Here is a 24,200-nt window from a genome sequence, read left to right as displayed (position 1 = left end):
GAGGAACTCGCCATGACCACCACCCGCCAGACCGCGGCCCTGGGACTGTTCCTGCTGCTGTGGTCCAGTGGCGCGGTGGCCACGGCCCTGGGGCTGGCCCGCATGGACGCGGAGCTGTTCCTGCTGCTGCGAGCGCTGGTCACGGCCGGGATCGCGTGGGTGCTGTGCCGGCTGCTGCACTCCGCCCTGCCCCGCACGCGGCGCGAGTGGGCGGCGGTGCTCGGCACCGGGCTGCTGATGCACGTGCTCTACCAGACGTTCTTCTTCGGATCCGTCGCCGCGGGGATCGCCCCGGGGCTGCTGTCCCTGGTGGTCGCGTGCCAGCCGCTGCTGACCGCGGTGGTCACCGGTCAGCGGGGCCTCGTGGCCTGGGCGGGCATCCTCCTGGGCTTCGGAGGTCTGGCGCTGGCGTGCACCCCGGACCTCACGAGCGCGGACTCCACAGGGTGGGGCATCGCCGCGGCGGCCGGGGCGCTCGTGACGCTGACCGCCGCCACCGTCTCCCAGTCCCGGATCCGCCGTGTGGGCGTGCTGGCGAACCTCGCCGTGCAGAGCACCACGGGCATCCCTGTGTTCCTGGCCGCCACACTGCTCCTGCGCCCGCAGCTGCCGCCGCTGGCGCCCGCCACCGTGCTGCCCGTGCTGTGGATGGGCGCCGTCATCGGGGTGGTGGCCACCGGGCTGCTCTACTGGCTCGTTCAGCGGGTGGACGTGGTCACCGTGACCAGCGTGCAGTTCCTGGTCCCGGCGGTGACGGCCGTGCTGGACCGGATCGTGCGCGGCCAGTCCCTGCACGGGATCACGCTCATCGGGATGGCCGTGGTGATCTGCGCCCTCTTCCTCTTCCAGCGGGGACGACGACGCGGGGCCGCGGCCGGCGCCCATGGCACCAACCGCGGCCCCGCCGCAGCACCCCGGGCGCCTTCCGCGCCCCCGTCGGGTCAGTCGTTGTAGGTCAGGCACTCCTCAATGGGCCAGCCCAGCTGCTCCCACATGGGCAGCTTGTTCCACTCCTTGACGAACTCCACGAGCTTGCCGTCCTGCACGCGGAACAGCGCGCACGCGGTCCAGGTGGCCTGGCGGCCGGTGGGCTGGATGTCCCCGTGCGGGGCGCCCTTGTGGGTGCCCTGGGCGGTGTAGCGCAGGGCCACGCGGTCGTCCTTGACGAACTCCACGTCGAAGCTCTCGAAGTGCAGGTCGTCCAGCTTGGTCATGAGCTCGCCGTGCACGTCCGCGTACTGCTCCAGGGTCTCGGTGCCGGGGAACGTGGTGGGTCCCACGAAGCGGTTGTTCGGCGCACACAGGTGCGTCACGGCGTCCCCGCTGGCCTCACCCGGGGTGTAGGCGATGCGCATGTACTCCTTGGCCAGCTCCAGGTTGGCCTTTTCCTGATCGGTGAGGGTGGTGGTGTCGGTCATGGTGTCTCCTTCGCGAGCGGGGTGGCACCCCGCGAGATCTGGTGCGAGAACTGGTGAGGGGGTCGCCGGTGCGGCGAGGCCGTGCACGCGCGGACTCGCCGAGCGAGCAGGTGCCCGGGAGCGCCGTCGTGACGGCTACCCCGGGCACCCATGTGGTGGAGCGTGCGGGGTCAGCCCGCCACGCGCACCAGCTTGGTGTTGGAGAACTCGTCGAAGCCCCAGCGGCCCAGCTCACGGCCGTAGCCGGAGCGGCGAACACCGCCGAACGGCAGGCCCGGCATGGTGGTGCCGTGCTCGTTGACGTAGGCCATGCCCACCTCGAGGCGGCGCGCAACCTCCTCGGCCTTCGCGGTGTCCTCGGCCCACACGGAGCCGGAGAGACCGAAGGAGGAGTCGTTGGCGATCTCCACGGCCTCGTCCACCGAGTCGTAGGAGTAGACCACGGCCACGGGGCCGAAGATCTCCTCCTTGAAGGCGTCCATCTCACGCGTGACACCGGTGAGGACGGCCGGGGACATCCAAGCGCCGTCCTTGTCGAGGGACTTGCCGCCGGTGTGCAGGGTGGCACCCTGCTCCACGGCGCGCTCCACCTGGGACACGGCGTCGTCGCGGCCCTCCACGGAGGACAGCGGGCCGATCTTGGTGTCCTCTGCCAGGGGGTCACCAACCTTCATGCCCTCGACGGTCTCCACGACCACCTTCACGAACTCGTCGAACATCCCGGAGGGCACCAGAATGCGCTTGGGCGAGTTGCAGGCCTGGCCCGCGTTGCGCATGCGGGTGGTCGCCACGGTCTTGGCAGTCTTGGCCACATCCACGTCGTCGAGCACGATCAACGGGTCGGAGCCGCCGAGCTCCAGCACGCTCTTCTTGAGGTTCTGCGCGGCCGTGGTGGCCACCGCAGCACCGGCGCCCTCGCTGCCGGTCAGGGACACGCCACGCACCCGCGGGTCCTCGATGATCGTGGTCACCTGGTCGGTGCTCACGAACAGGTTGATGTAGGCGTCCTCCGGGATGCCTGCACCGTGCAGGATCTCCTCGATCAGTTCACCGGTGCGGCCGCAGATCGAGGCGTGCTTGAGCAGGATCGTGTTGCCCAGCATCAGGTTCGGGGCCGCGAAACGGGCCACCTGGTACTGCGGGAAGTTCCACGGCATGACACCCATGAGCACACCCACGGGCTCGGTGACCACGACGGACTTGGCGCTGTCGCCCACGTCCAGGGTCTCCTCCTCCAGCAGCCCCTCGCCGTGGTCCGCGTACCACTGGTAGATGGACGCCGAGAGGGCGACCTCGCCCTGGGCCTGCTTGAAGGGCTTGCCCATCTCGGTGCTGATCACACGCGCCAGCTCGTCCCCGCGGTCCTGGAAGGCCTGGGCCACGGCCGCCAGCGCCTTGGCGCGGTCAGCTGCCGGGGTGTTGCGCCACGAGGCGAAAGCGGCGTCGGCGCGCTCGATGGCGCGGGTGACGTCTGCGTCGGTGGCCGAGGTGAACTCCTGCTCAACAACTCCGGTGGCGGGGTTCTCTGTACGGAAAGCCATGAGGTCTCCTAGTGTCTCGGATTCTCTTTTCGGACGATCGAGCACGTCCTCACCCGGGTTAACGAACGCCCGCGGGGGAAGATTCCCGACGATGTGAAGCCCACCATCCCTGCGCGGCGTCGGGACCGGCGCTCACGCCTGCGTGTCCGCCCCACGACGGGACGTCCACCAGAACCACAGCCACACCAGTCCGAAGACGGCAACCAGCGCCAGGCCCGCCTGGCCGAGGTCGACGTCCGCGAGCGCCGTCGTGACCGGGTCGGTGAGTCCCAGAAGGTCGTTGACGAACCCGCCGAGGGTGATCACAGCGATGAGCAGCGCGGAGACCGCGGAGATCACGGTGACCGTGGCGTTGAAGCGCATCCGGGTGCCGGTCTCGGTCAGGGCCGTGGAGTAGAGCTTCATCATGCCGAGCCCGTTGAGGGTGTCGCACAGGGTCATGGCCGCCGTGAACGCCACGGGAAGCCCCAGCAAGGCTAGGGCCGGCACGCCCGCGAGGGACGCCGAGACGGTGAGCAGCAGCAGGCCGATGGTCGTGGCGGTGTCGAAACCCAGACCGAAGAGGAACCCCAGCACGAAGATGTCCCGAGGGCGCCGCACGCGATGCAGCGGTTTGCGCAGCAGCCGGGACACGAGGCCCCAGCCGCCGTCGAGGTCGTGGGGGTGGGCGGCGTCGTCCCCGGAGGCGGAGACAGCCGCGGACGGCGGCAGCGTGCGGCTGCCGCGGCCACGCAGCAGACCCACGGAGATGCTCGCGTTGTAGAGGCCCAGAACCAGCAGGTAGACCCCAGAGACGCCCGCGCCGATCAGCCCGAGCACGTGGTTCGCGGAGCTGCCCTCCTCGAACGCGCCGCTGACGAACTGCGCCCCGGCCACCACCATGACCCCGGCCAGCGTGACCACCAGGGAGTGGCCCAGGCTGAATGCGAAGCCCACGCTCGCGGGGTTCATGCCCTCGGAGACGAACTTGCGGGTGGAGTTGTCGATCGCGGAGATGTGGTCCCAGTCGTAGCTGTGCTTCATGCCCGCGGCGTACGCGGTCAGCACCACGCCCAGGGCGAGGGGCTGGGAACCGGGAGCGAGCGCGCTCGCCAGCAGTCCGAACGCGAGCAGGTGCAGGCACGCCACCGCGGCGAGCGTGAAGCCCACCCGGATGCGCAGCGGCAGCGCGTGCCGGTCCGTGACGTAGCGGCGGTAGAGCGTGGGGTGTGACGTGGTGGACACGGTCCTCCTCGGTGGGGTGTGGTCAGTACTTGCGCAGCCCCAGGGGGGCCTGTCCTCGCCAGCGCTCCCGGAGTTCGTCCACCACGGCCCGGTGCAGCGCCGCGATGGCTTCCGTGGACTCGGCGAGCGAGCGGAGGCACACGCACCGCACGCCGTACGGCTCCCCCGCGCCGGCGCGGGTGATCCCGGAGTGGGTGCCGGACGCGTCCACGAGCTCACAGAGACGCTCGTACAGCTCCGCGTCCAGACGTGCGTCCGCGAGCAGCAGCTGCCCGGTGTGGCTGTGGCCCTCCATGAACCCGGTGCCGGCCACGTCCGTGTGCTCGGACGGGCGGATCCGCAGCTGGTCCACCACAAGCCGCCGGGTCCGCACCGGCGCGGGGGATGACGGCGCACCCGCCCCCGCGGGCGGCGTCACCCGCACCTCGGTCCGCATCCGCAGGTCGTCGTACGCGAAGGACTCCCCGGACGGGGACCACCCCGGCGTCACGACCTCCGCGAGCACGAGGGACGCCGTGGGGTCCATCTCCACGAGGGTGCGCTGGATGTAGGACCCGCCCCGGTAGACGATCAGCTGGTCCGGCACGTACTCGAGCACGCTGCCGGGGCCGAGCCGCACCGACATCTCCTGAGTGGCCGGGTCCTGGGGCGTGCGGTAGACCTTGGTCGCGGACTGCGTGGTGAGCGCCAGGGAGGCACCGGCCGCCACGTCGACGTCCAGCCGGTAGGCGTCCGCCCCGAGGTACGCGCCACCCGGGTTGACCACCGTGTAGGTGACCTGCCCGGAGCGGTCCAGGTAGTGCGGGCGCAGCACCCGCAGCGCCCCCTCGTGGAACTGGCGGGCGGCGTACGAGCGCCCGTCCCGCTGCCCGATCTCCAGGCGCAGCTGACCGGCCCAGTCCTCAGGCAAGGTCCAGCATCAGGACGTCGGTGCGGATCCACTCCTGCACCCGCTCCAGGCCCTCGTCCGTCTTGAGGTTGGTGAACGCAAACGGCTTGTCCTTACGGAAGACCCTGGAGTCCTCCTCCATCACGGTCAGGTCCGCTCCCACGTACGGGGCCAGGTCCGTCTTGTTGATGATGAACAGGTCCGACTTGATCATCCCCTGCCCTGCCTTGCGCGGGATCTTCTCCCCCTGGGCCACGTCGATCACGTAGATGGAGAAGTCCACCAGCTCGGGGCTGAACGTGGCGGAGAGGTTGTCCCCGCCGGACTCCACGAAGATCACCTGCAAATCCGGGAACCGCTTCTTCAGCTGCTCGATCGCGGCCTCGTTCATGGAGGTGTCCTCGCGGATGGCGGTGTGGGGGCAGCCTCCGGTCTCCAGGCCGATGATCCGCTCCTCCGGCAGCACCGAGTTGCGCGCCAGGATCTTGGCGTCCTCGATCGTGTAGATGTCGTTGGTGATCGCGGCCATGGAGATCTCCTGGCTCATGGCACGCGTGATGCGCTCCACGAGCTGCGTCTTGCCCGCTCCCACGGGGCCTCCCACACCGATGATGACGGGGTCCATGCTGTCCCTCCTGCTGCTCGTGGTGGTTCTTGTTCTCGTGAGGTCTCGTGCGTTCCGCCGGCCCGCGGGCGAACCGGCCCGACGCGCCCGGCCTGGCCGCGCGGCGTCGTCGTTGGCCTCAGCTCATGAAAAGTCTGGCCCGCTGGCGTTCGTGGTTCATCTGGGCGATCTCCAGGCCGGGGGCCACCGCGCCCAGCACCTCCTCGCCCAGCCCGGCGGACACCAGCTCCCGGGAGGTGGCGACGGCGCGCCCCACCCAGTCCTGTGCCGCCCGGATCACCGCCTGTCCGGTGTTCTGGCCCAGGGGGATGCCGCGCACCGCGTTCTGGGTCAGGGAGATCACCGTGGCATACACGTGGGAGGCCACCGCGGTGTCCTCGGGGACGTCCAGGCCGCGGGCGAGCACACCCCACACCGTGGCCTGGTGGCCGTGCATGCGCTCCTCGGCCACGCCCTGCTGGTACCGCAGCACCCAGTCCCCCGGGTAGCTGCGCGCGCCGATGCTCAGCAGCCGCCGCCCCATGGTCATCCCGCCCTCCCGGATCTGGCGGGGAAGGGCCTGCGCCGTGACGAGGTCGTCCAGGTCCTCGACCCGCTCGAAGTCCTGCGCCGCGTAGACCAGTCGGATGGCCAGCGCATCCGTGAACGTGAGCTGCTGGTCCACGAACATCTCGAGCCACGCGGAGAACGAGGCCTCGTCCTCCAGCTGCTCCGCGGCCATGTACGTCTCGAAGCCCAGGGAGTGGCTGAACGCCCCGGTGGGCAGGGCGGAGTCCGTGAGCTGCATCAGCCCCAGGACACCGCTCAGGCTCAAATCCGTCACGGCCTCAGTGCGTGTGCTCGGCGTGACGGAACGGCACGGGCATGACGCGCTCCTGCCGGGAGTACGGCACCCCGTGGTGGTCCAGAAAGTCCTGCACGGTGTGGTCGTACTGCACCACCATCACCTGCGCCCCGTACTCGGAGTTTTCGTCGAAGAACTGTGCCTGCAGGTGCCGGTTGCCCAGGCTGTGCGCCACGAACGCCATCTCCACGATGGAGCGCGCACCGATCACCAGCACGTCCGTGGGCAGCACCTGGACCACCACGGCGTTGCCGTTCTCGGCGTCCCCCTCCACGGCCAGCACGTCTCCGTCCTTCAGGTCCGGCGCCTTGGCGGGCCGCCGCAGCCCCAGCTCGTGGCCGTGGTCCGTGGTGAGGCGCTGGATGCGCTTGACCAGCTCCGTACTGGGCAGCACCACCTTCTCCACGTGCCGTCCGCCCACGAGCTCCTGGCCGGAGGCCTCGTGGATGTTGCCCAGGATCTCGGTGACGATCACGGGTCTCCTTCCGTCGATTGCGGGGGTTCCGAACGTGCCTGCTTCCCCGGCGACCGCCTTGGCTGGTGCCCCGGACCGCCGAAGGGGCGGCGCGGCGTCGTCGTCCTCCGGGGGTGCCGGGACGACGACGCCGCTGCGCCGCCGGGGCCTCAGAACAGGAAGTAGCGCTGGGCGAGCGGCAGCTCCGTGCGGGGTTGGCACGTGACGGGCGTGCCGTCCACCCGCACCTCGTAGGTCTCCGGGTCCACGCGCAGCTGCGGCGTCTCGCCGTTGAACTTCATGTCCGCCTTGGTGAGGGAGCGGATGTCCCGGCACTCGCGCACCACCTTCTCCAGGCCGAGCGAGCGCGGCACGCCAGCCTGGATGGAGGCCTGGGACATGAACGTGATGGACGAGCGCGCGGCCGCCTTGCCATACGCGCCGAACGCCTTGCGGTACCAGCGGGGCTGCGGCGTGGGGATGGACGCGTTCGGATCGCCCATGACCCCGTGGACCATCTGCCCGCCCTTGATGATCAGGTCCGGCTTGACCCCGAAGAACTTGGGCTCCCACAGCACGAGGTCCGCGAACTTGCCCTCCTCCACGGAACCCACCGTGTGGGAGACGCCGTGGGCGATCGCCGGGTTGATCGTGTACTTGGAGATGTAGCGCTTGATGCGGTGGTTGTCCCCCACCGAGCCCTCGTCCTCGGGCAGCTGCCCGCGCTGGCGCTTCATGGAGTCAGCCACCTGCCACGTGCGCAGCACCACCTCGCCCACACGGCCCATGGCCTGCGAATCCGAGGACGTCATGGAGAAGATGCCCATGTCCTGCAGCACGTCCTCCGCGGCAATCGTCTCCTTGCGGATGCGCGAGTCCGCGAACGCCACGTCCTCCGGGATGTCCGGGTTGAGGTGGTGGCACACCATGAGCATGTCCAGGTGCTCCTCGATGGTGTTGCGCGTGTACGGCAGCGTGGGGTTGGTGGACGCCGGGAGGATGTTCGGGTCCTGCGCCAGCTCGATGATGTCCGGGGCGTGGCCGCCGCCCGCGCCCTCCGTGTGGAACGTGTGGATCACCCGCCCTGCGATGGCCGCGCGGGTGTCCTCCACGAACCCCGCCTCGTTCAGGGTGTCCGTGTGGATGGCCACCTGGACGTCGTACTCGTCCGCCACCTGCAGGGACGTGTTGATGGACGACGGCGTGGCGCCCCAGTCCTCGTGGATCTTCAGTCCGATCGCACCCGCCCGGATCTGCTCCGCCATGGGGGAGATGGCCGAGCCGTGGCCCTTGCCGAGCAGCCCGAAGTTCATGGGGAACTCCTCGAAGGAGCGCAGCATGTTGTGGATGTTCCACTCACCGGGGGTGATGGTGGTGGCCTTCGAGGACTCGCTGGGCCCCGTGCCGCCGCCGATCATCGTGGTGACCCCGGAGACCAGTGCGGTCTCGATCTGGTCCGGGCTGATGAAGTGGATGTGCGAGTCGATCCCGCCCGCCGTGAGGATCTTGCCCTCCCCGGCGATCACGTCCGTGGCCACGCCGATCACGATGTCCACACCGTCCATCACGTGCGGGTTGCCCGCCTTGCCGATCCTCTGGATGTGGCCGTCCCGCACCGCCACGTCCGCCTTGTAGATCCCCGTCCAGTCGATGACCACCACATTGGTGATCACCAGGTCCGGGATCCCCACGTCCCGCACGAGCTGGCCGTTCTGGCCCATGCCGTCACGGACCACCTTGCCGCCGCCGAACACGGCCTCCTCCCCGGGGGTGGTGAGGTCCTTCTCCACGCGCGCGAACAGCTCGGTGTCCGCCAGGCGGATCGCGTCCCCCGCGGTGGGTCCGTACAGGCTCGCGTACTGGTCCCTGCTCATCTCAAAGCTCATGGTTGACCTTCTCGTTCTGCGTGTTCAGCGTGCTGGTCGACGTCGTGCCGTCCGGGTGGGCCGGACGCGTGCGGACCGGACGAGGTCAGCGGGTCTCGTTGGAGAAGCCGCCCCGCTGGCGCAGCGGCTTCGGGGCGTCTCCCGCTGCGGAGCGGTGGCGTACGGGGGTGACGGCCGCGGCGTCGTCGTCCAGGGAGGCCGGCTCGTGGGCGTCCAGGGGCCCGTCCATGAGGTCCCGGAAGCCGTGGACGATGCGGTCACCGCCCAGGGGGATCAGCCGCACCGTGGTGGTGTCCCCCGGCTCCAGGCGCACCGCGGTGCCCGCGGGGATGTCCAGGCGGTGCCCCACGGCCCGGTCGCGGTCGAACTGCAGGGCCCGGTTGGCCTCCGCGAAGTGGAAGTGGGAGCCCACCTGCACGGGGCGGTCCCCGCGGTTGAGGACCTCCAGGGTGATGGCCTCGCGGCCCTCGCTGCAGATCACGGGGGTGTCCGCCAGCACGTACTCTCCGGGGGTCATGGGTGCTCCTCGCGCAGGTCAGCGGATGGGGTCGTGGACGGTCACGAGCTTGGTGCCGTCCGGGAACGTGGCTTCCACCTGGACGTCCGGGATCATCTCCGGGACACCATCCATGACGTCCTCGCGGGTGAGGATGGTGCTCCCCCAGCTCATCAGGTCCGCCACGGTGCGCCCGTCGCGAGCGCCCTCCAGGAGCTCGTAGGTGATGATGGCGACGGCCTCGGGGTAGTTCAGCTTGAGCCCCCGCGCCTGGCGTCTGCGCGCGAGGTCTGCGGCGACCACCACCAGAAGCTTCTCCTGATCCTTGGGCTGCAGGTGCATGCCTCGTCCCTCCGCTGGCTCGGCTGGTTCCGTCGCTGGAGAGAGACGGCTACCCCTCGGTACGCGAACTTGGTTAGCGTACCTCCACAACCGGGGTGACCTGCGGTGTCATGGACAGCAGGTGCCCAGGCATTCAAAAACTTTCCAGGGGTGTGCCGTGCGCTACACGCGAGTGGGGCGGCGGTCGGGCTGGATGCCGTGGAACTCCACCGGGTGCCCGGACCGGTCGTAGGTGATGGCCGTGCTGATGCGCAGGCTGCAGTCAGGGCCCAGGGGGATCGTGCGTGGCCGGCCACTTCCACCGCCTGTGCGTTCACCCACCACCGTCACGTGGTCGAGCCCTTTCAGCCCCACCAGGAAGTCCTCCGCGGCGCTGTACGTGGAGGCATCCACCACCACCGTCAGCGTGCCGGGCCACCGCCCACGGACGGAGGGCTCGGCCCAGCGGGGCCGCGGTCCCGACAACCCGCCGCGGCCATCCGTGAAGGCAGCGCTGCCCAGCAGAGTTCTGGTGCGCAGGAAGCGATCCCGCAAACGACCCGCCAGCATGATGTCTCCCCCGACGTTCCCGCGCAGATCGAGGATCATGTGATCCGTGACCGTGGCTGACGCGGCGACGTCGTCGATCACGGATTCGATGCCCGCAACTGGGTCGAACGCCCGCAGCACAATCTGCACATCACCCGCCGGGTTCCGCCGAACCGTCACGAGGTCTTCCACAGCAGGGGGAGCCGCCGACTCAATCCACCTCGCCGAGCGCGTGCCACGCGGGTCCTCCGCCACGAACGTGCGCTGTTCGCCCGCGACGGCCATGGCGGAGCGGGCAGCCATCCTCCGGTGCTGCTGAGGAGAGGCGCCCACCGTGGAGAGCCAGTGGTCGGGGTCCGCGATGCGCACGACCCACCCCGGCCTGACACCAACCGCGTACGCGGATGACCCTTCGGGAACGCGGATCAGTACGGCTCCGACATCGTGGAGCTCGGCCGTGTAGGGCGGGTGGAACCTCGTGGCACCGTGGTCCATGACCGCAGTGTGCGCATCCCCGAGCTGGGCCACCCATCGTGTGGCCCAGGGGAGGAAATCGGCCCAGTCCCCAGGACGGTCGTCCAGGACCCCGGCGCAGAAGGCGGCCCGGTCCAGTCCCCGCAGATCGAAGGAGGGATAGCTGTTCAGGCATTCGCTCCGAATGCGTTCCACGGCCTGATCGACGGTCTGCGCGGGAGAAGCGTAGACACATGTACCCGACGTGTGGGCCAGTGTCTGGAGCAAGCTGAACGTCGCCAGGAGTCCATCCGGATCGCTAGCACGACTGCGCAGGGTGGCGCCGTCCGGGTCCCAGGCCAGTGAAGGGGCTTCACCCCGGCTCGTTCGTTCGGCCACCCACCGGGTGCAGGCGATGGGCGGCTCAGTGAACACCACGGGTGCTCCCAGGACAGCCTCGAATTCGTGACGCTCCTGAACGAGCAGTGAACGCGTGTCAGGGTCCAGCCAGTCGTGCGCGAAGTCCAGGTAAACCGGGGCGTCCACCGCCAAACCATTCAGGGTCATGTACTCATTCTGACCTCCTTCGCGCCGTCACCGTCTCTCCGCCTCACGTCACGGCGCGCGGATTGCGGGGGTCACCCGCACGCCTGAGGTGCACTTCTGACGCTCCCGCGGCACGGGATCCTGGCAGAAGTGCACCTCAGACGTGAGACGGGTCGCGGAGCGGTGTGGCGGCGTCGTGGCCCCTGGGCATGGTGGACGGGGCGTCGTGGGCCGGGCGCGTCAGCCCTGCACGCGGCGCACCCGACGGTCCGCGCGGAGCACGCGGGCCAGGACCAGTGCCACCACGGCCACCAGCACGCCGCCGATCAGCGCGGTCCACTGCATCCCGGAGGAGAAGGCGGCCACGGCGGCGTCGGCGATCACGGAGCCCGCGGGAGACTCCGCCGCGACGTCCAGCGCCCCGCCGAGGGTCTCGTGCGCGATCTGGGCGCTGTCCGCGCTCACAGCGGCGGGCAGCTCCAGGTGCGCCTGGTAGAACGCGGTGGTCAGCCCGCCCAGCACGGCGGTGCCGAGCACGGCGCCCACCTCGTAGCCCGTCTCGGACACGGCCGACGCCGCGCCGGCCTTGGCCTCGGGCACGGAGGAGACCACGAGGTCCGTGGACAGCGTGGTGGCCAGGCCCGTGCCCGCGCTCATCACGGTGAACGCCACCAGGATGGGCGCGGAGGACGCCATCTGATCCGTGAACGCCACCACGAAGAACCCGGCGGCCACGAGCAGCAGACCCAGCACCACGGCGGTGCGGATGCCCACCAGTCGTGCGATCCGCTCGGCACCCAGGCCCGCCAGGATGGAGAGCACCAGGCCGGGGACCATGAGCAGCCCGGAGGTCATGGGGTCCGTGCCGTTGACCAGCTGGAGGTACTGGGTGAAGAAAAACAGGAAGCCGAACAGCGCCACATTGGACACCATGTTCACGGACAGGCCGCCGGAGAAGCGCGGGCTGCGGAAGAAGCGCAGGTCCAGCATCGGGTAGTCCTTGGCCACCTGCTGGCGGGCGAAGAGCAGCCCGCACAGCGCGCCCACGGCGATGAACAGCACACCGTGGAGCACCGAGCCACCGGTGGCGAGGGACTTGATGCCGTAGACCACCGGGGCCATGGTGAGCACGGCCAGCACGATGGACAGCGGATCCACGGGCCCGGGGTGGGGGTCCTTGGACTCGGGCAGGATCAGAGGCGCGGCCACCAGGAACGCGAGCAGCACCGGAACGGCCAGCAGGAACACGGAACCCCACCAGAAGTGGTTGAGCAGGAAGCCGCCGGCAATGGGCCCGAGGGCCGCGCCCGCGCTGAACCCGGCGGTCCAGATGGCGATGGCCAGGGTGCGCTGGCGGTCGTCCCGGAACACGGAGCGCAGCAGGGACAGCGTGGCTGGCAGCAGCATGGAGCCGAACACGGCGATGCCCACGCGGGCGGCCAGCAGCCACTCCGCAGTGGGGGCGAACGCGGCGAACAGGGACACCAGACCGAAGCCCGTGGACCCGATCATGAGCATCTTCCGCCGACCCATCCGGTCCCCCAGGCTGCCCATGGGGATCAGCAGCGCAGCGAGGATCAGGGGGTAGACGTCCACGATCCACAGCAGCTGGGACGCCGTGGGGTGAAGCCCCTGGGAGATCGCGGGCAGGGCGAAGCTCAGGGCCGTGTTGTTCACGGACACCAGGAGCACGGGGAGCATCAGAACCACCAGGGAGGCCCACTGCCGGGGCCCTGCCTTGCGCTGTTCTTCGACCATCGTGGACACCTCGGGAACCTCCTCGGACTCGGATTGCGGGGGGACGAGAGACGTACGCCCTTGTACCGTGCTCCGTTCTCGGAGCATCTCACCAGTCTTTACCGTCCAGACGGTACAGTTAACTTCGTCAGGTCCGCAATGATTCCCGTCACCACGTGAGGTCCCGCACGTCCATGCCACGCAAACCGGAAGCCCGAGACAAGCTGCTGGCCGCCTTCGAGCACCTGGTGCTCACGGAGGGCGAGCGCGCCGCCACCCTGGACGCGGTGGCCGCCCACGCCGGAGTCTCCAAGGGCGGGCTGCTCTACCACTTCCCCCACCGCCAGGCGCTCGTGGAGGCGGCCATGGTCCGCTGCGAGGAACTGGCTCGGGAGGACCTCGAGCGGCTCACCGCGTCCTCCGAGGGCGCGGCCCGCGAGTTCCTCACCACCTCGCTCTACGAGGACAGCCCACTGGACCGCAGCCTGGGCGTCGCCTTCCGGCTGGTGCAGGCCCGCGAACCCGGCGCCAAGCAGACCTGCGCCCGCGTGAACGCCGAGTGGTACCGCGTGATCCTCGCGGACGTACAGGACCCGGTGGTCGCCACGGCAGTGCTCGCCATGGGTGACGGGCTGTACCAGCAGGCGGTCATGGGCCTGCTTCCCGACGACGCCGCGGCGCGCCACGCAATCCTCGACCGTCTCCTGGCCGCCCTGGACCGGCTCACGGGCTCGCACCCGGCAGGCTGAGCGCCGCGCACGACGACGCCGCCGCTGGGCCGGCCTTCCCCGTCGGCCGCGGCTGACCCGGCGGGCCGGTGCCCGCCCCTCGGTGCGCCACCGCTCCCGAGGGGCTGGCTGCCGCCGCAGACCCGGTGCGCGCAGCCCCGGACAGGAAAAGGGGCTTGGCCGCCCGTACGCGACCACGCCCCGTCTTCACCGGATCCCCTGGTCGGGATCCTCGTTCCCACCGGGTTCCCCCGGCAAGAAGTCTCAGTCCGCCCGAGCCATGCCCTCCACCGGGCTGAGCTTCGTGGCCCGCCGGACCGGCAGGGCCGAGGCGAGGACGGCCACCACCACGGCGCCGACCAGGATCAGGCCGAAGCCCGCCCACGGCACCGCGGGGTGCACGGCGATGCCCTCCGGGATCACGGACATCACGCCCAGCACACCGAAGGCCCATCCGATCACCAGGCCCACGAGGGTGGCCACCAGGGAGATCACCAGCGCCTCTCGGCGGATCAGCGCGCCCAGTTGCCGTTTGGACAGTCCCAGGGCCCGCAGCAGCGAGTTCTCCTTGGAGCGCTCCAGCACGGACAGGGACGTGGTGGACGCGATGCCCAGCACGGACACCACCACGGCCACGGCCAGCAGTCCGAGGACCACGGTGAGCAGCACGTCCAGGACGCTCACGTAGCTGGCCTTCTCCAGCAGGGCCCCGCCCAGCTGGTTGGCGTCCACGTGCAGGATGTCCGCCACGGAGCTGCGCAGGTCCGTGGCCTGGGTGCTGTTGAGGTACTGCTCGGCGTCGATGGTCGCACCGGCCCCGGAGGGCAGGTCCCCTCCGGTCTGCACGCCCAGGACGTTCGACAGCCCCTCCAGCTCGGAGATCTGGTCCGCGCTGAGCTGCCCCGCCTGCGCCGGGACGGAGATGTCCACGGGGCTCTGGCGGTCGAGCTCGTTGAGCAGGTTCACGCGGGCCACGTGCTGGCCCGTGAGCACGGTGGAGACCAGCAGCACACCGATCAGCAGCGCGGTGGCCGTGGTGCTCGTGCGGGTGGGGTAGCGCGCGGCGTTCGCCGCGGCCAGGCGGGAGGGGATCCCGCCGGGCAGCAGCCTGCCCGCCCCCCGCACCATGCCGGGGATGTAGGCACGGGAGGTCAGCACCACGCCCAGGAAGGCCGCGAGCCCTCCGGCGATCCCCAGCCCGGGGCTGTGCTGCGATGCTCCGAACACCAGGGCGCCCACACCGGCCACGAGCACGAGGGCACCGAACACGATGCGCACCACGGGCAGCCCGTCCGCGGCCCGTGAGCCGCGCAGGCCGTCCAGCGCCGAGGCCCCACGGGCACGGCGGGCCGGACCCAGGGAGGCGACGACGGTCAGCAGGACACCGGTGACGAAGCCGACCAGCACGTCCCGGGGGGCGAGGGTCAGAGTCAGGGACCCGGTGAGGCCCGAGGCGTTGAGCAGCGCCACGAGACCGGCCACGGCGGCCACGCCCAGGGCGGATGCGAGCACCCCGATGAACAGCCCCTCGAGCAGCACCGCGCGGCGCAGCTGTGAACCCGTGGCGCCCACGCAGCGCAGCAGGGCGAGCTCACGGGCCCGCTGGGCGGTGAGCACGGACAGGGTGTTGGTGACCACCAGCAGCGCCACCAGCACGGAGAGTCCGGCGAACAGTGCCAGGAAGATCGCGAGCACGTCCGTGCCCTGGGACATCTCCTGGAGGGCGTCGTCCGCCAACTGCTCGGGGGTCTTGATGGTCAGGGCCGGCTGGCCACCCTGGTCCGTGCCCAGAATCCTGTTGACCTCGGTGGTCAGGGAGTCCAGCTGCTCCTGGCTCAGGGAGCCGTCGGTGCGCAGCAGGATGCCGGAGCCCCCGGCGAGTCCGGGAACCTCCGTTGCGGCCATGTGCCCCAGCCCGCCGGGCGTGGCGTACCAGTCCGGCAGGCTCGCGGAGGAGTTCTGGGACACGATCCCGCTCACGGTGTACTGCGTGGTGGAGCCGTTCTCGATGCCCCACTCGGTGAGCTCCACGGTGTCCCCGACCCCCAGGTGGAGGTCCTCGGCGGTCTTCTCGGAGACCGCCACCTGGGTGTCCGAGGTGGGCAGCTCACCCGTGGTCAGTTCCGCGGGCAGCAGGGAGGGGTCCCCGGGCAGGTCACCCATCACGCTGGGTGAGTTCTCCTTCCCGCCCTGGGCCTGGACGGGGGCCCCGTGCGAGGCCCAGGCGCTGCGGACCTCGGGCAGCTCTTCGATCTTGCGGATCTGCTGAGCGTCCGCGGCGGCCGGGGCCTTCTCCTCGTCCGTGCTCTGCACCACCGCGTCCGCGTTCTTGTAGGGGGCCGCGAGGTCCGAGGCGAGGCTCGTGGTCAAGCTGCTCGCGAGTCCCAGGGCCGCGGTCATGAACGCGGCGCACACGGCCACGCACAGCACCACGAGGGCGTAGCGGCTCCACTGCCGGGTCAGGCGGGAGTAGACGACCTTCAGCATCAGCGCGCACCTCCCCGGGCGTCGTCGGCCACGATCTGACCGTCGCGCACACGCACCACGCGGTCCGCGGCCTCGGCCACGGTGGCGTCGTGCGTGACCACGACGACGGTCTGGCCCAGTTCGTCCACGCAGCGGCGCAGCAGGGCGAGCACCTCCTGGGACGTGGCCGAGTCGAGCGCGCCCGTGGGCTCGTCCGCGATCACGACGTCCGGCTGGGAGAGCAGGGCGCGCGCGATCGCGACGCGCTGCTGCTGCCCGCCGGACATCTCGTCCGGGCGGTGGTCCAGGCGCTTGGTGATCTGCAGCGTGGTGGCCAGGGCGTCCAGGCGGGCGGTATCCACCTTCTTGCCCGCGAGCGAGAGCGGCAGCTCGATGTTCTGGCGGGCGGTGAGGGTGGGGACCAGGTTGAACGCCTGGAACACGAAGCCCACGTGGTCGCGGCGGAAGCGGGTCAGCTGGTCGTCGGAGAGCCCGGCGATGTCCTGGCCGCCCACCGCGATGCGGGTCTCGGGGTTGCGGTCCGGGGTGTCCAGACCGGCCAGGCAGTGCACCAGCGTGGACTTGCCGGAGCCGGAGGGGCCCATGACCGCCACGAACGTGCCCTCGGGGATGTCCAGGCTCACGTCGCGCAGCGCGGCCACGGCCGTGCCGCCGGCACCGTACGTGCGGGAGACGTGGGCCGCGCTCACGGCCAGACGCCGGGAGGTGCCGGGGTGTGCGGGCGCCGGGGCGGCGTCGGCCCAGGGCGCGGAGTCGTGTGGGGTGCGGGTGGGGTTCGGAGAAGTCATGCTTCCATTTTCCGAGCCCCCGGGCCGGCGCACATCGGACGGGGGTACGAGCTTTTCCGGTCCCGGCGTGCCCCCGGCAGTGACGCGCGACGCACCCGGGGCCACCCGCTCATACCGGGGGATGAGACCGGACCGGCGACCGGGGCTCAGCCGGGCAGCACCACGCCGGTCTCGTACGCGATCACCACGGCCTGCACCCGGTCCCGCGCCCCGAGCTTCGCCAGGATGTGGGACACGTGGGTCTTGACCGTGGGCTCGGAGAGGAACAGCCGCTGCATGATCTCACCGTTGGAGCACCCCTCGCCGATCAGCTCGAAGACCTCGCGCTCACGGGCCGTGAGCGTGCCGAGCCGGGGGTCCTGCCACGGGTCCCGCGCCGAAGCACCTCCGGGGCCGCCGCGCTCGCAAGACTGCGGGGTACCGGGCGCACCACCGAGGGGAACGCCGGGGTCGGCACCCGGTGCGGGAGCCGCGCCGCGCCACCGGGGCCCCTCCGCCGGCGTCGTGCCCCCGGACCCCGCGCGGGAGGCCTGAGCCGCCCCGCCCGGAGCCGCTCGATCTTCGGGCGGGAAACCCCCGGAGACCAGGTGGGACAGCAGCCGCCGCGTGGTGGACGGCGCGATCACGGCGTCCCCGCGGGCCACGGTGCGGATCGCGTCCAGCAACTCCTCGGGGCGGGCGTCCTTGAGCAGGAACCCGCTGGCGCCGGCCTGGATGCCCTCCAGGGCGTACTCGTCCAGGTCGAACGTGGTGAGCACGATGATCCTGACCTCAGGCCGCAGCCGCAGGATCTCGCGGGTCGCGGAGATGCCGTCCATCCGGGGCATGCGCACATCCATGAGGATCACGTCCGGGCCGCCCGGCGCCGCGGTGCGCACGGCCTCGACGGCGGCCGCGCCGTCGTCCACGTCCCCCACCACGGTGAGGTCGGCCTGGGAGTCCACGAGCATGCGGAAACCGCCGCGCACGAGCGGCTGGTCGTCCACGATGAGCACGCGGATGGGCGTGGCGCCCGGGGTCTCTGCGATCATGTCTCCTCCCCCGGCAGGGTAGCGCGCAGCACGAACACCTCTGGGCGCTCGGGGTGCGGGCCCGCGCTCAGGGAGCCCCCGTAGAGCCCCACGCGTTCGCGCAGCCCCTGCAGCCCGTATCCCCCGCCGGGTGCCCGGGAGTCGCCCCCAGCGCCGTCGTTGCTGATCTCCACCGTGGAACCGCCGAGGCCGTGCTCCACCACGATCCGCACCGAGGTGGCCGCGGGGGCGTGCTTGAGGGCGTTGGTGAGCGCCTCCTGGACCACGCGGTACAGGGTCAGCTGCGCGCCCTGGGACAGGTGCGCCTCACCACTCACCACGTGCTCCACGGGCAGACCGGCCGCGCGGACGGAGGCCACGAGGTGCTCGATCTGCTCGAGCTGCGGCACGGGCGCGGTGCCGGTCCCGTCCTCGGTGCGCAGCACGCCCAGCAGCTTGCGCATCTCCGCGAGGGAGCCGCGCGCGGTCTCCGCAATGGTCCCCAAGGTCTCCACGGCCACTTCGGGTGCCGACGACGCCGCGTAGCGCGCCCCGTCCGCCTGCGCGATCACCACGGACAGCGAGTGCGCCACCACGTCGTGCATCTCCCGCGCGATCCGTGCCCTCTCGTCCTGGGCTGCCAGGCGCACCTCTTGCTCGCGCTCCACCTCCAGGCGCCGCGCGCGGTCCTCCAGCTGCTCCCGACGACGACGCCGCCCCCGCGCCAGATCCCCGGCCAGGAACGCGACCGTGACGATCGCCGCGGTGACCACCGTGAACATGGTGCCCGCGAGCACCCACTCCAGGGTGGTGTAGCCGTCGAACATGAACAGGAACCAGTGGTTGCTGCGCACCCCCAGCACCACGCTGCCCAGCAGCGCCGCGGCGTACACGCGCCGCCCGGTGGGGGTGGGTGAGAGCTTCACCGCGGTGTAGACCACGCAGGGCACGGCCCACAGGCACACTCCGATGGGGGCCACGTTGAGCACCAGCAGGCTCAGCAGGCTCAGGGCGCCCACGCAGTACGCCGTGGCCACGGGGTTCACGCGCCGGAAGAACAGCGGGATCCAGCACACGAGCGTGCACCACCACGTCCGCGTGTCTCCCAGCGAGACCGCGGAGAAGAACGCCGTGACCAGGCCGCCCAGGACCATGAGCACGGCGTTGCTCTGGTGGGGGTGGTCCTCCACCCAGCGGGCGAGTCGGATGTGAGCAGCCATGACGTGGGAAGCCTATCCGCCGCGCACGGCCCGGCGCGTCATCCCGCGGGACGAGGAACGCCCCGGTTCCAGCCCCTGCCGGGGAGGAACGCGGGGCGCTCTGCACGTCCTGAGGGGTCAGGAGAACCACTGGGTGGGCGGGCCCGCCGTGAGCAGCACCGCGAAGAGCAGCACCACGAACCCCAGCAGGGCCAGTCCGGAGAGGACCGGCCACCGCAGGATCACCGCGAGCAGCTTCTCGGCCGGGGTGCGCGCGGGCTCGCGTCCCGTCACCTCCGCCGACGCCGCCGGGGTTCGTTCGGACGCCCCGGCGGCCGTGGTGCCCGCGGACCCGGCCCCGCGCTGCGGCGAGGCGGCGGAGGACGCCGGCCGTGCGGCGTCGTCGTCCGCCGGGAGCGTGCCCGCGGGTGCCACGCGCCAGGAGTCGGAGAGCAGGCCCCTGCGCTCCACGTGGCGCTCGAAGGGGACCGTGGCGAACGGGACCACCGACAGCAGCAGCCCCACCACGCCGGTGGACGCGGGCCAGCGGCGGTCCGTCCAGACCACCACGGTGGCCACGCAGTAGCTCAGGAACACGAACCCGTGGATTCCGCCCCCGATGCGCACCGGGAGGTCCCCGGCGTGGAAGACGTACTTGGCGATCATGCCCAGGATCAGCAGCGTCCAGGTGACGGCCTCGGCGGTGGCGGCGGTGCGGTACAGATTCCGGGGGCTCATGCGGCGTTCTCCTGATCGGGTTTGCTGGTGGCGTCGCGGACCTCGCCCACGAGCTCCTCCAGGACGTCTTCGAGCGCGACGATGTAGACGGACTCGTCCGAGGTGCGGGAATCACGGGCCACCTCGCCGAGCAGCGCGAAGTGCGCGCCCTTGGCCTGCATGGTGCGGGTGACCTTGCGCAGCTTGTCCCCCGGGGCCACGCGCGCGAAGCGGCGCACGATCGCCGGGGGGATGGGGCGCTCACGGGCGGTCTCGGGCAGGCCCAGCACGTCCTTGGTGTGGAGGTAGCCCATGAGCCGCTCGTTCTCGTCCCGCACCGGGAACCGGGAGTAGCCGGTCTCCGCGCACAGCGCCTCCACCCCGCCCACGGTGATGTCCGAGGGCACGGTGCGCATGCCGGTCAGCGGCAGGGCCACGTCCGCGGCGGTCTTGTTCTCGAAGTTCAGGGCACCGGTGAGCAGCCGGATCTCGTCGTTGTCCAGCAGACCCTCCCGCCCGGACTCCGCCACGAAGCCGCGGACATCGTCCGAGGTGAACGCGGAGGCCACCTCGTCCTTGGGCTCCACGCGGAACAGCCAGCGCACCAGGAGGTTGGCCGTGGCGTTCATGATCCAGATGAACGGGCGGAACACCACCACGAACCCGTGCAGCACGGGGCCGAGCACCTGGGCGGCGCGGCTGGGAACGGCGATCGCGATGTTCTTGGGCACCATCTCGCCCAGGATCATGTGCAGGAACGTGACGATCAGCAGCGCGATCACCAGGGCGATCGGGTGCAGCAGCGCCTCGGGAACGCCCAGCCAGTGCATGGGCACCTCGATCAGGTGCGCGATCGCGGGCTCACCCGCGGCACCGATCAGCAGCGAGCACGCGGTGATGCCCAGCTGGGTGGCCGCGAGGGACGTGGAGACGTTCTCGATGCCCTTGAGGGCGTACTTGGCGGACTTCGAGCCCTCCGCCGCGAGGGGTTCCAGCTGGTCCCGGCGAGCCGAGACCACGGCGAACTCGCTCGCCACGAAGAACGCGTTGCCGGCCAGCAGCAGGACCAGCACGATGATGGCGGTGCTCGTGGTCATCGGTTCTCCTCGCTGGGGTCTTCCTCGGACACGTCCTCGTCACGGTGGAACCCGGGGGCGCCCAGGTTCTCGCCCCGGGAGGCGCGGAACTGCTCGGCAGTGACCGGCTCGGGGTTCTCCCCGCCCAGCGGATCGGGCCGCCCCGGGGGCTGCCAGGAGGTCGACGACGTCGAGCCGCCCCGCTCGTCCGGGTTTCCGCCCACGCGGTGCACCAGCAGACGGTCCACGCGGTGCTGGTCCATCCGCATGACCTCGAGCCGGATCTCGGCGGTGGTCGGCAGGTCGTCCTCGTCCCGGTGGTAGTGGTCCACGGCCTCCACGGTGAGGGAGTCCCCCACCTCGGGCAGCCGGTCCAGCTCCTCCGCCATGAGGCCGCCAAGGGTGTCGGACTCCTCACCCTCGGGCATGTCCACGCGCAGCACGTCGCCCAGCTCGTCCGGGCGCAGCAGACCGGAGACCACCAGGCCACCGTCGCGGGTGCGGCGGAAGCGCTGCACGCGGGTGTCCTGCTCGTCGTCGATCTCCCCCACGATCTCCTCGATGAGGTCCTCCAGGGTGACGATCCCGGCGGTGCCGCCGTACTCGTCCACCACCACGGCCAGCTGCAGGCCCTTGCCTCGCAGCTGGCGCATCAGGGGGTCCAGGGTCATGGACTCGGAGACCACGTCCGCGGGCACGCACACGTCGCTCACGCGCACCACGGCACGCTCGTCGAAGGGAACCGCCAGGGCGTGGGTGTAGTGCACCACGCCCACGATGTCGTCCACGGACTCACCCGTGATGGGGAACCGGGAGTGCCCGGTCTCGGACGCGGTGAGCAGCATGTGCTCCACGGTGTCGTCCGCGTCCAGGAACGTGACACGGGGGCGGGGGCGCATGACGTCTGCGGCGGTGCGGTCACCGAACTCGATGGAGCGGGCCACGAGCTCCGCGGTGCCGGCGTCCAGGGTGCCCTCGCGCCCTGAGCGGCTCACCACGGACGCCAGTTCCTCCGCAGTGCGGGCGTTCGCCACGTCCTCGGTGGGCGTGAAGCCCAGCATGCGCAGCACGGCGTTCGCGGAGCTGTTGAGCACCGTCACGAGCCACCCGAACACGAGCATGAAGAACTTCTGGGGCAGCACCACCACGCGCGTGACGCGCATGGGGTCCGCGATGGCCCAGTTCTTGGGGACCAGTTCGCTGAAGACCATCTGCGTGAAGGTGGCCACGATGAAGGCGGCCGTGGTCGCGATGCCCACCGCGGCGGCGTCGGGAACCCCCGTCCAGCCGAGGCCCTCCGCGAAGAGGGTGCCCAGGCTGGGACCGGTGAGGAAGCCGGCCATGAGGCTCGTGACCGTGATCCCCAGCTGGGCGCCGGAGAGGTTGGTGGAGGTCTTCTTGAGACTCTCCTCGATGGTGCCGGCGAGCTTGTCGCCGGACTGGTGGGCGCGCTGGACCGCCTGACGGTCCACGGTGAGGAACGCGAACTCCACGGCCACGAACAGGGCGTTGGCCAGCACCAGGAACAGGAAGACGAGCAGGAGGAGCCAGGCTGTCAGCACCAGCTCACCTCGGGGCGCGGCGCGATCACGCGCGGGGGGAACGGGGAAGCGGTCGAGCGGGAATCAGGGGAGCAGCGGAGCTGCGCCGGACTGTCCGACTCCTTGTCGTCGGCCGCGACGAGCGCACCGAGGTGCGCCGGGGGCCGGTTGTGTTGAGATGTCACCGGTCCAGGATACCGAATCCCCACGGCTCCCCCGCGGTTCGTGTCAGCGCGTGCGGCCGAGAATGTGCTGGGCGCAGCTGCGCAGGTCCTCGTTGCGGAACCGGTAGCCGCTGGCCAGCAGCTTGGCCACGTCCACGCGCTGGCTCGCCGCCACGAGCTCCTCGGTGGCCTGGGTGCCCAGCAGGGCCTTGGGGCCGGCCAGGGGCGTGGGCACCACGGCCGGTCGGTGCAGCACCCCGGCCACGGTCTTCGCGAACTGCTTCTGCCGCACGGGCTGCGGCGCGGCCACGTTGAACGGGCCCTCGGCGTCCTCGCTGAGCACCAGGTGCGCCACGGCCCCGGCCATGTCGTCCAGCCCGATCCAGCTCTGCCACTGCTTCCCGCCACCCAGCGGCCCGGACAGTCCCGCCTCCAACAGCGGGAGCTGGGGCTTGAGCAGACCGCCCGTGGGCGAGAGCACCAGACCGGTGCGGATGTTGACCACCCGCATGCCGTACGCGGCGGCACCGTGGGCGGCGCGCTCCCACTCGCGGCACACCTCGGCCAGGAAACCGTCCCCGGAGGGCGAGTCCTCCGTGAGGACCTCGTCCCCGCGGCCCGTGCCGTAGTAGCCCACGGCGGAGGAGACCACGAGCGCCCGGGGCCGCTTCTCCGCGGGAACCTGGCCCAGCGCACGGACCAGCAGGCGGGTGCTGTCCACGCGGGAGTTCATGATCTTCTTCTTGTTCTCGTCCGTGAAGCGCGTGGCGATGGACGCGCCGCCCAGGTGGACCACCACGTCCACGCCCTCGAGGTCGTGCGGGTTCAGCACTCCCTGGTCCGGGTCCCAGCCGATCACGCCGTCCCCGGTGTCCGCCCCTCGCTTCATGCGGAGCACCGTGTGCCCGCCGGTCTCCAGCAGGGCGCACACCTGGGTGCCCACCAGACCGGACGAGCCGGCCACCGCAATGGTGAGCCGGGGCCCGTCGTGCTGGTCGTGGAACGCGAGGTCCGCCTTCAGCTGCCGCTCCCTGTAGGCGAAGATCCGGTTGAGCTGCGGGGTCATCACGCGCTCCCCCACGTCGTTGAGCTTGCCCGTCCACTGCGGCAGCGGCCGCACGGTGACCCTGTCCTGGATGAGCGTGCCTCCGGCCTCCGTCTCCTCGAAGACGTGCCGGTGCTCCCACTCCCCCAGCGGGCCCTTGGCCATGCGGTCCGTGAAGTAGTGCGGCGGGTCCCACTCCCCGTGCTCGGCGGTCCACGGCAGGTGCACCATGCCGAACGTGCCCGGCACGGAGACCCCCAGCTTGGCCTCCGAACCCGGCTCGATCCCGTCCGAGGGCGCCTGGCGCACCTGGTCCGGGCCGCCGCCGAACGGCGGGGTGAGGCGGGGCAGGGCGCCGGGGCGCTCGTGCCACGCGAACACCCGCTCCCGCGGCTGGGTCAGGCGGGTCTCGTGGACGTATTCGTGGGTCATGGCGCTGCGGTGTCCGTTCACTCGTGGGGC

The 24,200-nt window shown here is 70.9% G+C and carries 22 protein-coding genes; 2 read left to right on the top strand and 20 right to left on the bottom strand.

All coding sequences use genetic code 11. The annotated features are described in order from the left end of the window. Positions 1–12: 12 nt before the first annotated feature. Positions 13–954, top strand: a complete 942-nt coding sequence (locus HMPREF2833_RS08610) for a DMT family transporter (RefSeq protein ID WP_070637442.1) — start codon at positions 13–15, stop codon at positions 952–954. Here the strand turns inward: HMPREF2833_RS08610 and HMPREF2833_RS08605 are convergent. The 12 genes from HMPREF2833_RS08605 to HMPREF2833_RS08550 form a co-directional block, all read right to left on the bottom strand. Further along, positions 942–1,418: an ester cyclase gene (locus HMPREF2833_RS08605; protein WP_070637440.1), complete on the bottom strand. Its 477-nt coding sequence runs from the start codon at positions 1,416–1,418 to the stop codon at positions 942–944. The genes HMPREF2833_RS08610 and HMPREF2833_RS08605 overlap by 13 nt on opposite strands. Before the next feature lie 170 nt (positions 1,419–1,588). After that, entirely contained in the window at positions 1,589–2,959 is a 1,371-nt protein-coding gene (locus tag HMPREF2833_RS08600; RefSeq protein WP_070637438.1) for an NAD-dependent succinate-semialdehyde dehydrogenase, read from the bottom strand. A 132-nt stretch (positions 2,960–3,091) separates the two neighbouring features. Further along, complete coding sequence (locus HMPREF2833_RS08595) at positions 3,092–4,183, bottom strand: HoxN/HupN/NixA family nickel/cobalt transporter (RefSeq protein ID WP_070637436.1); 1,092 nt, start codon at positions 4,181–4,183, stop codon at positions 3,092–3,094. A gap of 22 nt (positions 4,184–4,205) precedes the next feature. After that, positions 4,206–5,093 carry an urease accessory protein UreD gene (locus HMPREF2833_RS08590; RefSeq protein WP_070637434.1) on the bottom strand — a complete coding sequence of 296 codons (888 nt, stop codon included), beginning with the start codon at positions 5,091–5,093 and terminating at the stop codon, positions 4,206–4,208. Then, a complete protein-coding gene (gene ureG, locus HMPREF2833_RS08585; protein WP_070637431.1) occupies positions 5,086–5,697 on the bottom strand; it encodes an urease accessory protein UreG in 612 nt (203 codons plus the stop codon). The genes HMPREF2833_RS08590 and ureG overlap by 8 nt, the downstream gene beginning before the upstream one ends. Positions 5,698–5,815: 118 nt before the next feature. Then, positions 5,816–6,484 (bottom strand): urease accessory protein UreF, encoded by a 669-nt coding sequence (locus tag HMPREF2833_RS08580; protein WP_070637631.1) that lies wholly within the window; start codon positions 6,482–6,484, stop codon positions 5,816–5,818. Between the two features lie 40 nt (positions 6,485–6,524). Continuing rightward, on the bottom strand, positions 6,525–7,016 hold the full coding sequence (gene ureE, locus HMPREF2833_RS08575; RefSeq protein ID WP_070637429.1) for an urease accessory protein UreE: 492 nt from the start codon (positions 7,014–7,016) through the stop codon (positions 6,525–6,527). Positions 7,017–7,165: 149 nt separating this feature from the next. Beyond that, complete coding sequence (gene ureC / locus HMPREF2833_RS08570) at positions 7,166–8,881, bottom strand: urease subunit alpha (protein ID WP_070637427.1); 1,716 nt, start codon at positions 8,879–8,881, stop codon at positions 7,166–7,168. Positions 8,882–8,966: 85 nt separating this feature from the next. Beyond that, positions 8,967–9,398 (bottom strand): urease subunit beta, encoded by a 432-nt coding sequence (locus HMPREF2833_RS08565; protein WP_070637425.1) that lies wholly within the window; start codon positions 9,396–9,398, stop codon positions 8,967–8,969. Between the two features lie 18 nt (positions 9,399–9,416). Further along, positions 9,417–9,719, bottom strand: coding sequence for an urease subunit gamma (locus tag HMPREF2833_RS08560; RefSeq protein WP_070637423.1), 303 nt, complete (start codon positions 9,717–9,719; stop codon positions 9,417–9,419). Positions 9,720–9,881: 162 nt separating this feature from the next. Then, positions 9,882–11,267: a S41 family peptidase gene (locus tag HMPREF2833_RS08555; RefSeq protein WP_070637421.1), complete on the bottom strand. Its 1,386-nt coding sequence runs from the start codon at positions 11,265–11,267 to the stop codon at positions 9,882–9,884. Between the two features lie 219 nt (positions 11,268–11,486). Further along, complete coding sequence (locus HMPREF2833_RS08550) at positions 11,487–13,004, bottom strand: MFS transporter (RefSeq protein ID WP_070637629.1); 1,518 nt, start codon at positions 13,002–13,004, stop codon at positions 11,487–11,489. Between the two features lie 173 nt (positions 13,005–13,177). Between HMPREF2833_RS08550 and HMPREF2833_RS08545 the strand changes: the two genes are divergently transcribed. Then, positions 13,178–13,732 (top strand): TetR/AcrR family transcriptional regulator, encoded by a 555-nt coding sequence (locus HMPREF2833_RS08545; protein ID WP_070637419.1) that lies wholly within the window; start codon positions 13,178–13,180, stop codon positions 13,730–13,732. A gap of 243 nt (positions 13,733–13,975) precedes the next feature. On the opposite strand, the gene HMPREF2833_RS08540 is transcribed toward HMPREF2833_RS08545, so the two are convergent. The 8 genes from HMPREF2833_RS08540 to HMPREF2833_RS08505 form a co-directional block, all read right to left on the bottom strand. Continuing rightward, positions 13,976–16,198: an ABC transporter permease gene (locus HMPREF2833_RS08540; RefSeq protein ID WP_070637417.1), complete on the bottom strand. Its 2,223-nt coding sequence runs from the start codon at positions 16,196–16,198 to the stop codon at positions 13,976–13,978. Continuing rightward, positions 16,198–16,986 carry an ABC transporter ATP-binding protein gene (locus HMPREF2833_RS08535; RefSeq protein ID WP_246829102.1) on the bottom strand — a complete coding sequence of 263 codons (789 nt, stop codon included), beginning with the start codon at positions 16,984–16,986 and terminating at the stop codon, positions 16,198–16,200. The genes HMPREF2833_RS08540 and HMPREF2833_RS08535 overlap by 1 nt, the downstream gene beginning before the upstream one ends. Positions 16,987–17,132: 146 nt before the next feature. Further along, positions 17,133–18,017, bottom strand: a complete 885-nt coding sequence (locus tag HMPREF2833_RS08530) for a response regulator transcription factor (RefSeq protein WP_070637415.1) — start codon at positions 18,015–18,017, stop codon at positions 17,133–17,135. Continuing rightward, complete coding sequence (locus HMPREF2833_RS08525; protein ID WP_070637413.1) at positions 18,014–19,216, bottom strand: sensor histidine kinase; 1,203 nt, start codon at positions 19,214–19,216, stop codon at positions 18,014–18,016. Before HMPREF2833_RS08525 ends, HMPREF2833_RS08530 begins: the two co-directional genes overlap by 4 nt. A gap of 117 nt (positions 19,217–19,333) precedes the next feature. Next, positions 19,334–19,933: a DUF3817 domain-containing protein gene (locus tag HMPREF2833_RS08520; protein ID WP_047979145.1), complete on the bottom strand. Its 600-nt coding sequence runs from the start codon at positions 19,931–19,933 to the stop codon at positions 19,334–19,336. Then, positions 19,930–21,009, bottom strand: a complete 1,080-nt coding sequence (locus HMPREF2833_RS08515) for a hemolysin family protein (protein WP_047979144.1) — start codon at positions 21,007–21,009, stop codon at positions 19,930–19,932. The genes HMPREF2833_RS08520 and HMPREF2833_RS08515 overlap by 4 nt, the downstream gene beginning before the upstream one ends. Then, the gene (locus HMPREF2833_RS08510) at positions 21,006–22,550 is read right to left on the bottom strand and encodes a hemolysin family protein (RefSeq protein ID WP_070637411.1); all 1,545 of its coding nucleotides are present in this window, start codon (positions 22,548–22,550) and stop codon (positions 21,006–21,008) included. The genes HMPREF2833_RS08515 and HMPREF2833_RS08510 overlap by 4 nt, the downstream gene beginning before the upstream one ends. A 207-nt stretch (positions 22,551–22,757) precedes the next feature. Beyond that, positions 22,758–24,170 carry a TIGR01777 family oxidoreductase gene (locus tag HMPREF2833_RS08505; protein WP_070637409.1) on the bottom strand — a complete coding sequence of 471 codons (1,413 nt, stop codon included), beginning with the start codon at positions 24,168–24,170 and terminating at the stop codon, positions 22,758–22,760. Between the last annotated feature and the right edge of the window lie 30 nt (positions 24,171–24,200).

It is taken from the genome of Kocuria sp. HMSC066H03, from assembly GCF_001812045.1.
GTDB lineage: Bacteria > Actinomycetota > Actinomycetes > Actinomycetales > Micrococcaceae > Kocuria > Kocuria rhizophila.
The sequence above is the reverse complement of the archived record's forward strand: the minus strand, read 5'-3'. Positions and strand labels throughout refer to the sequence as shown.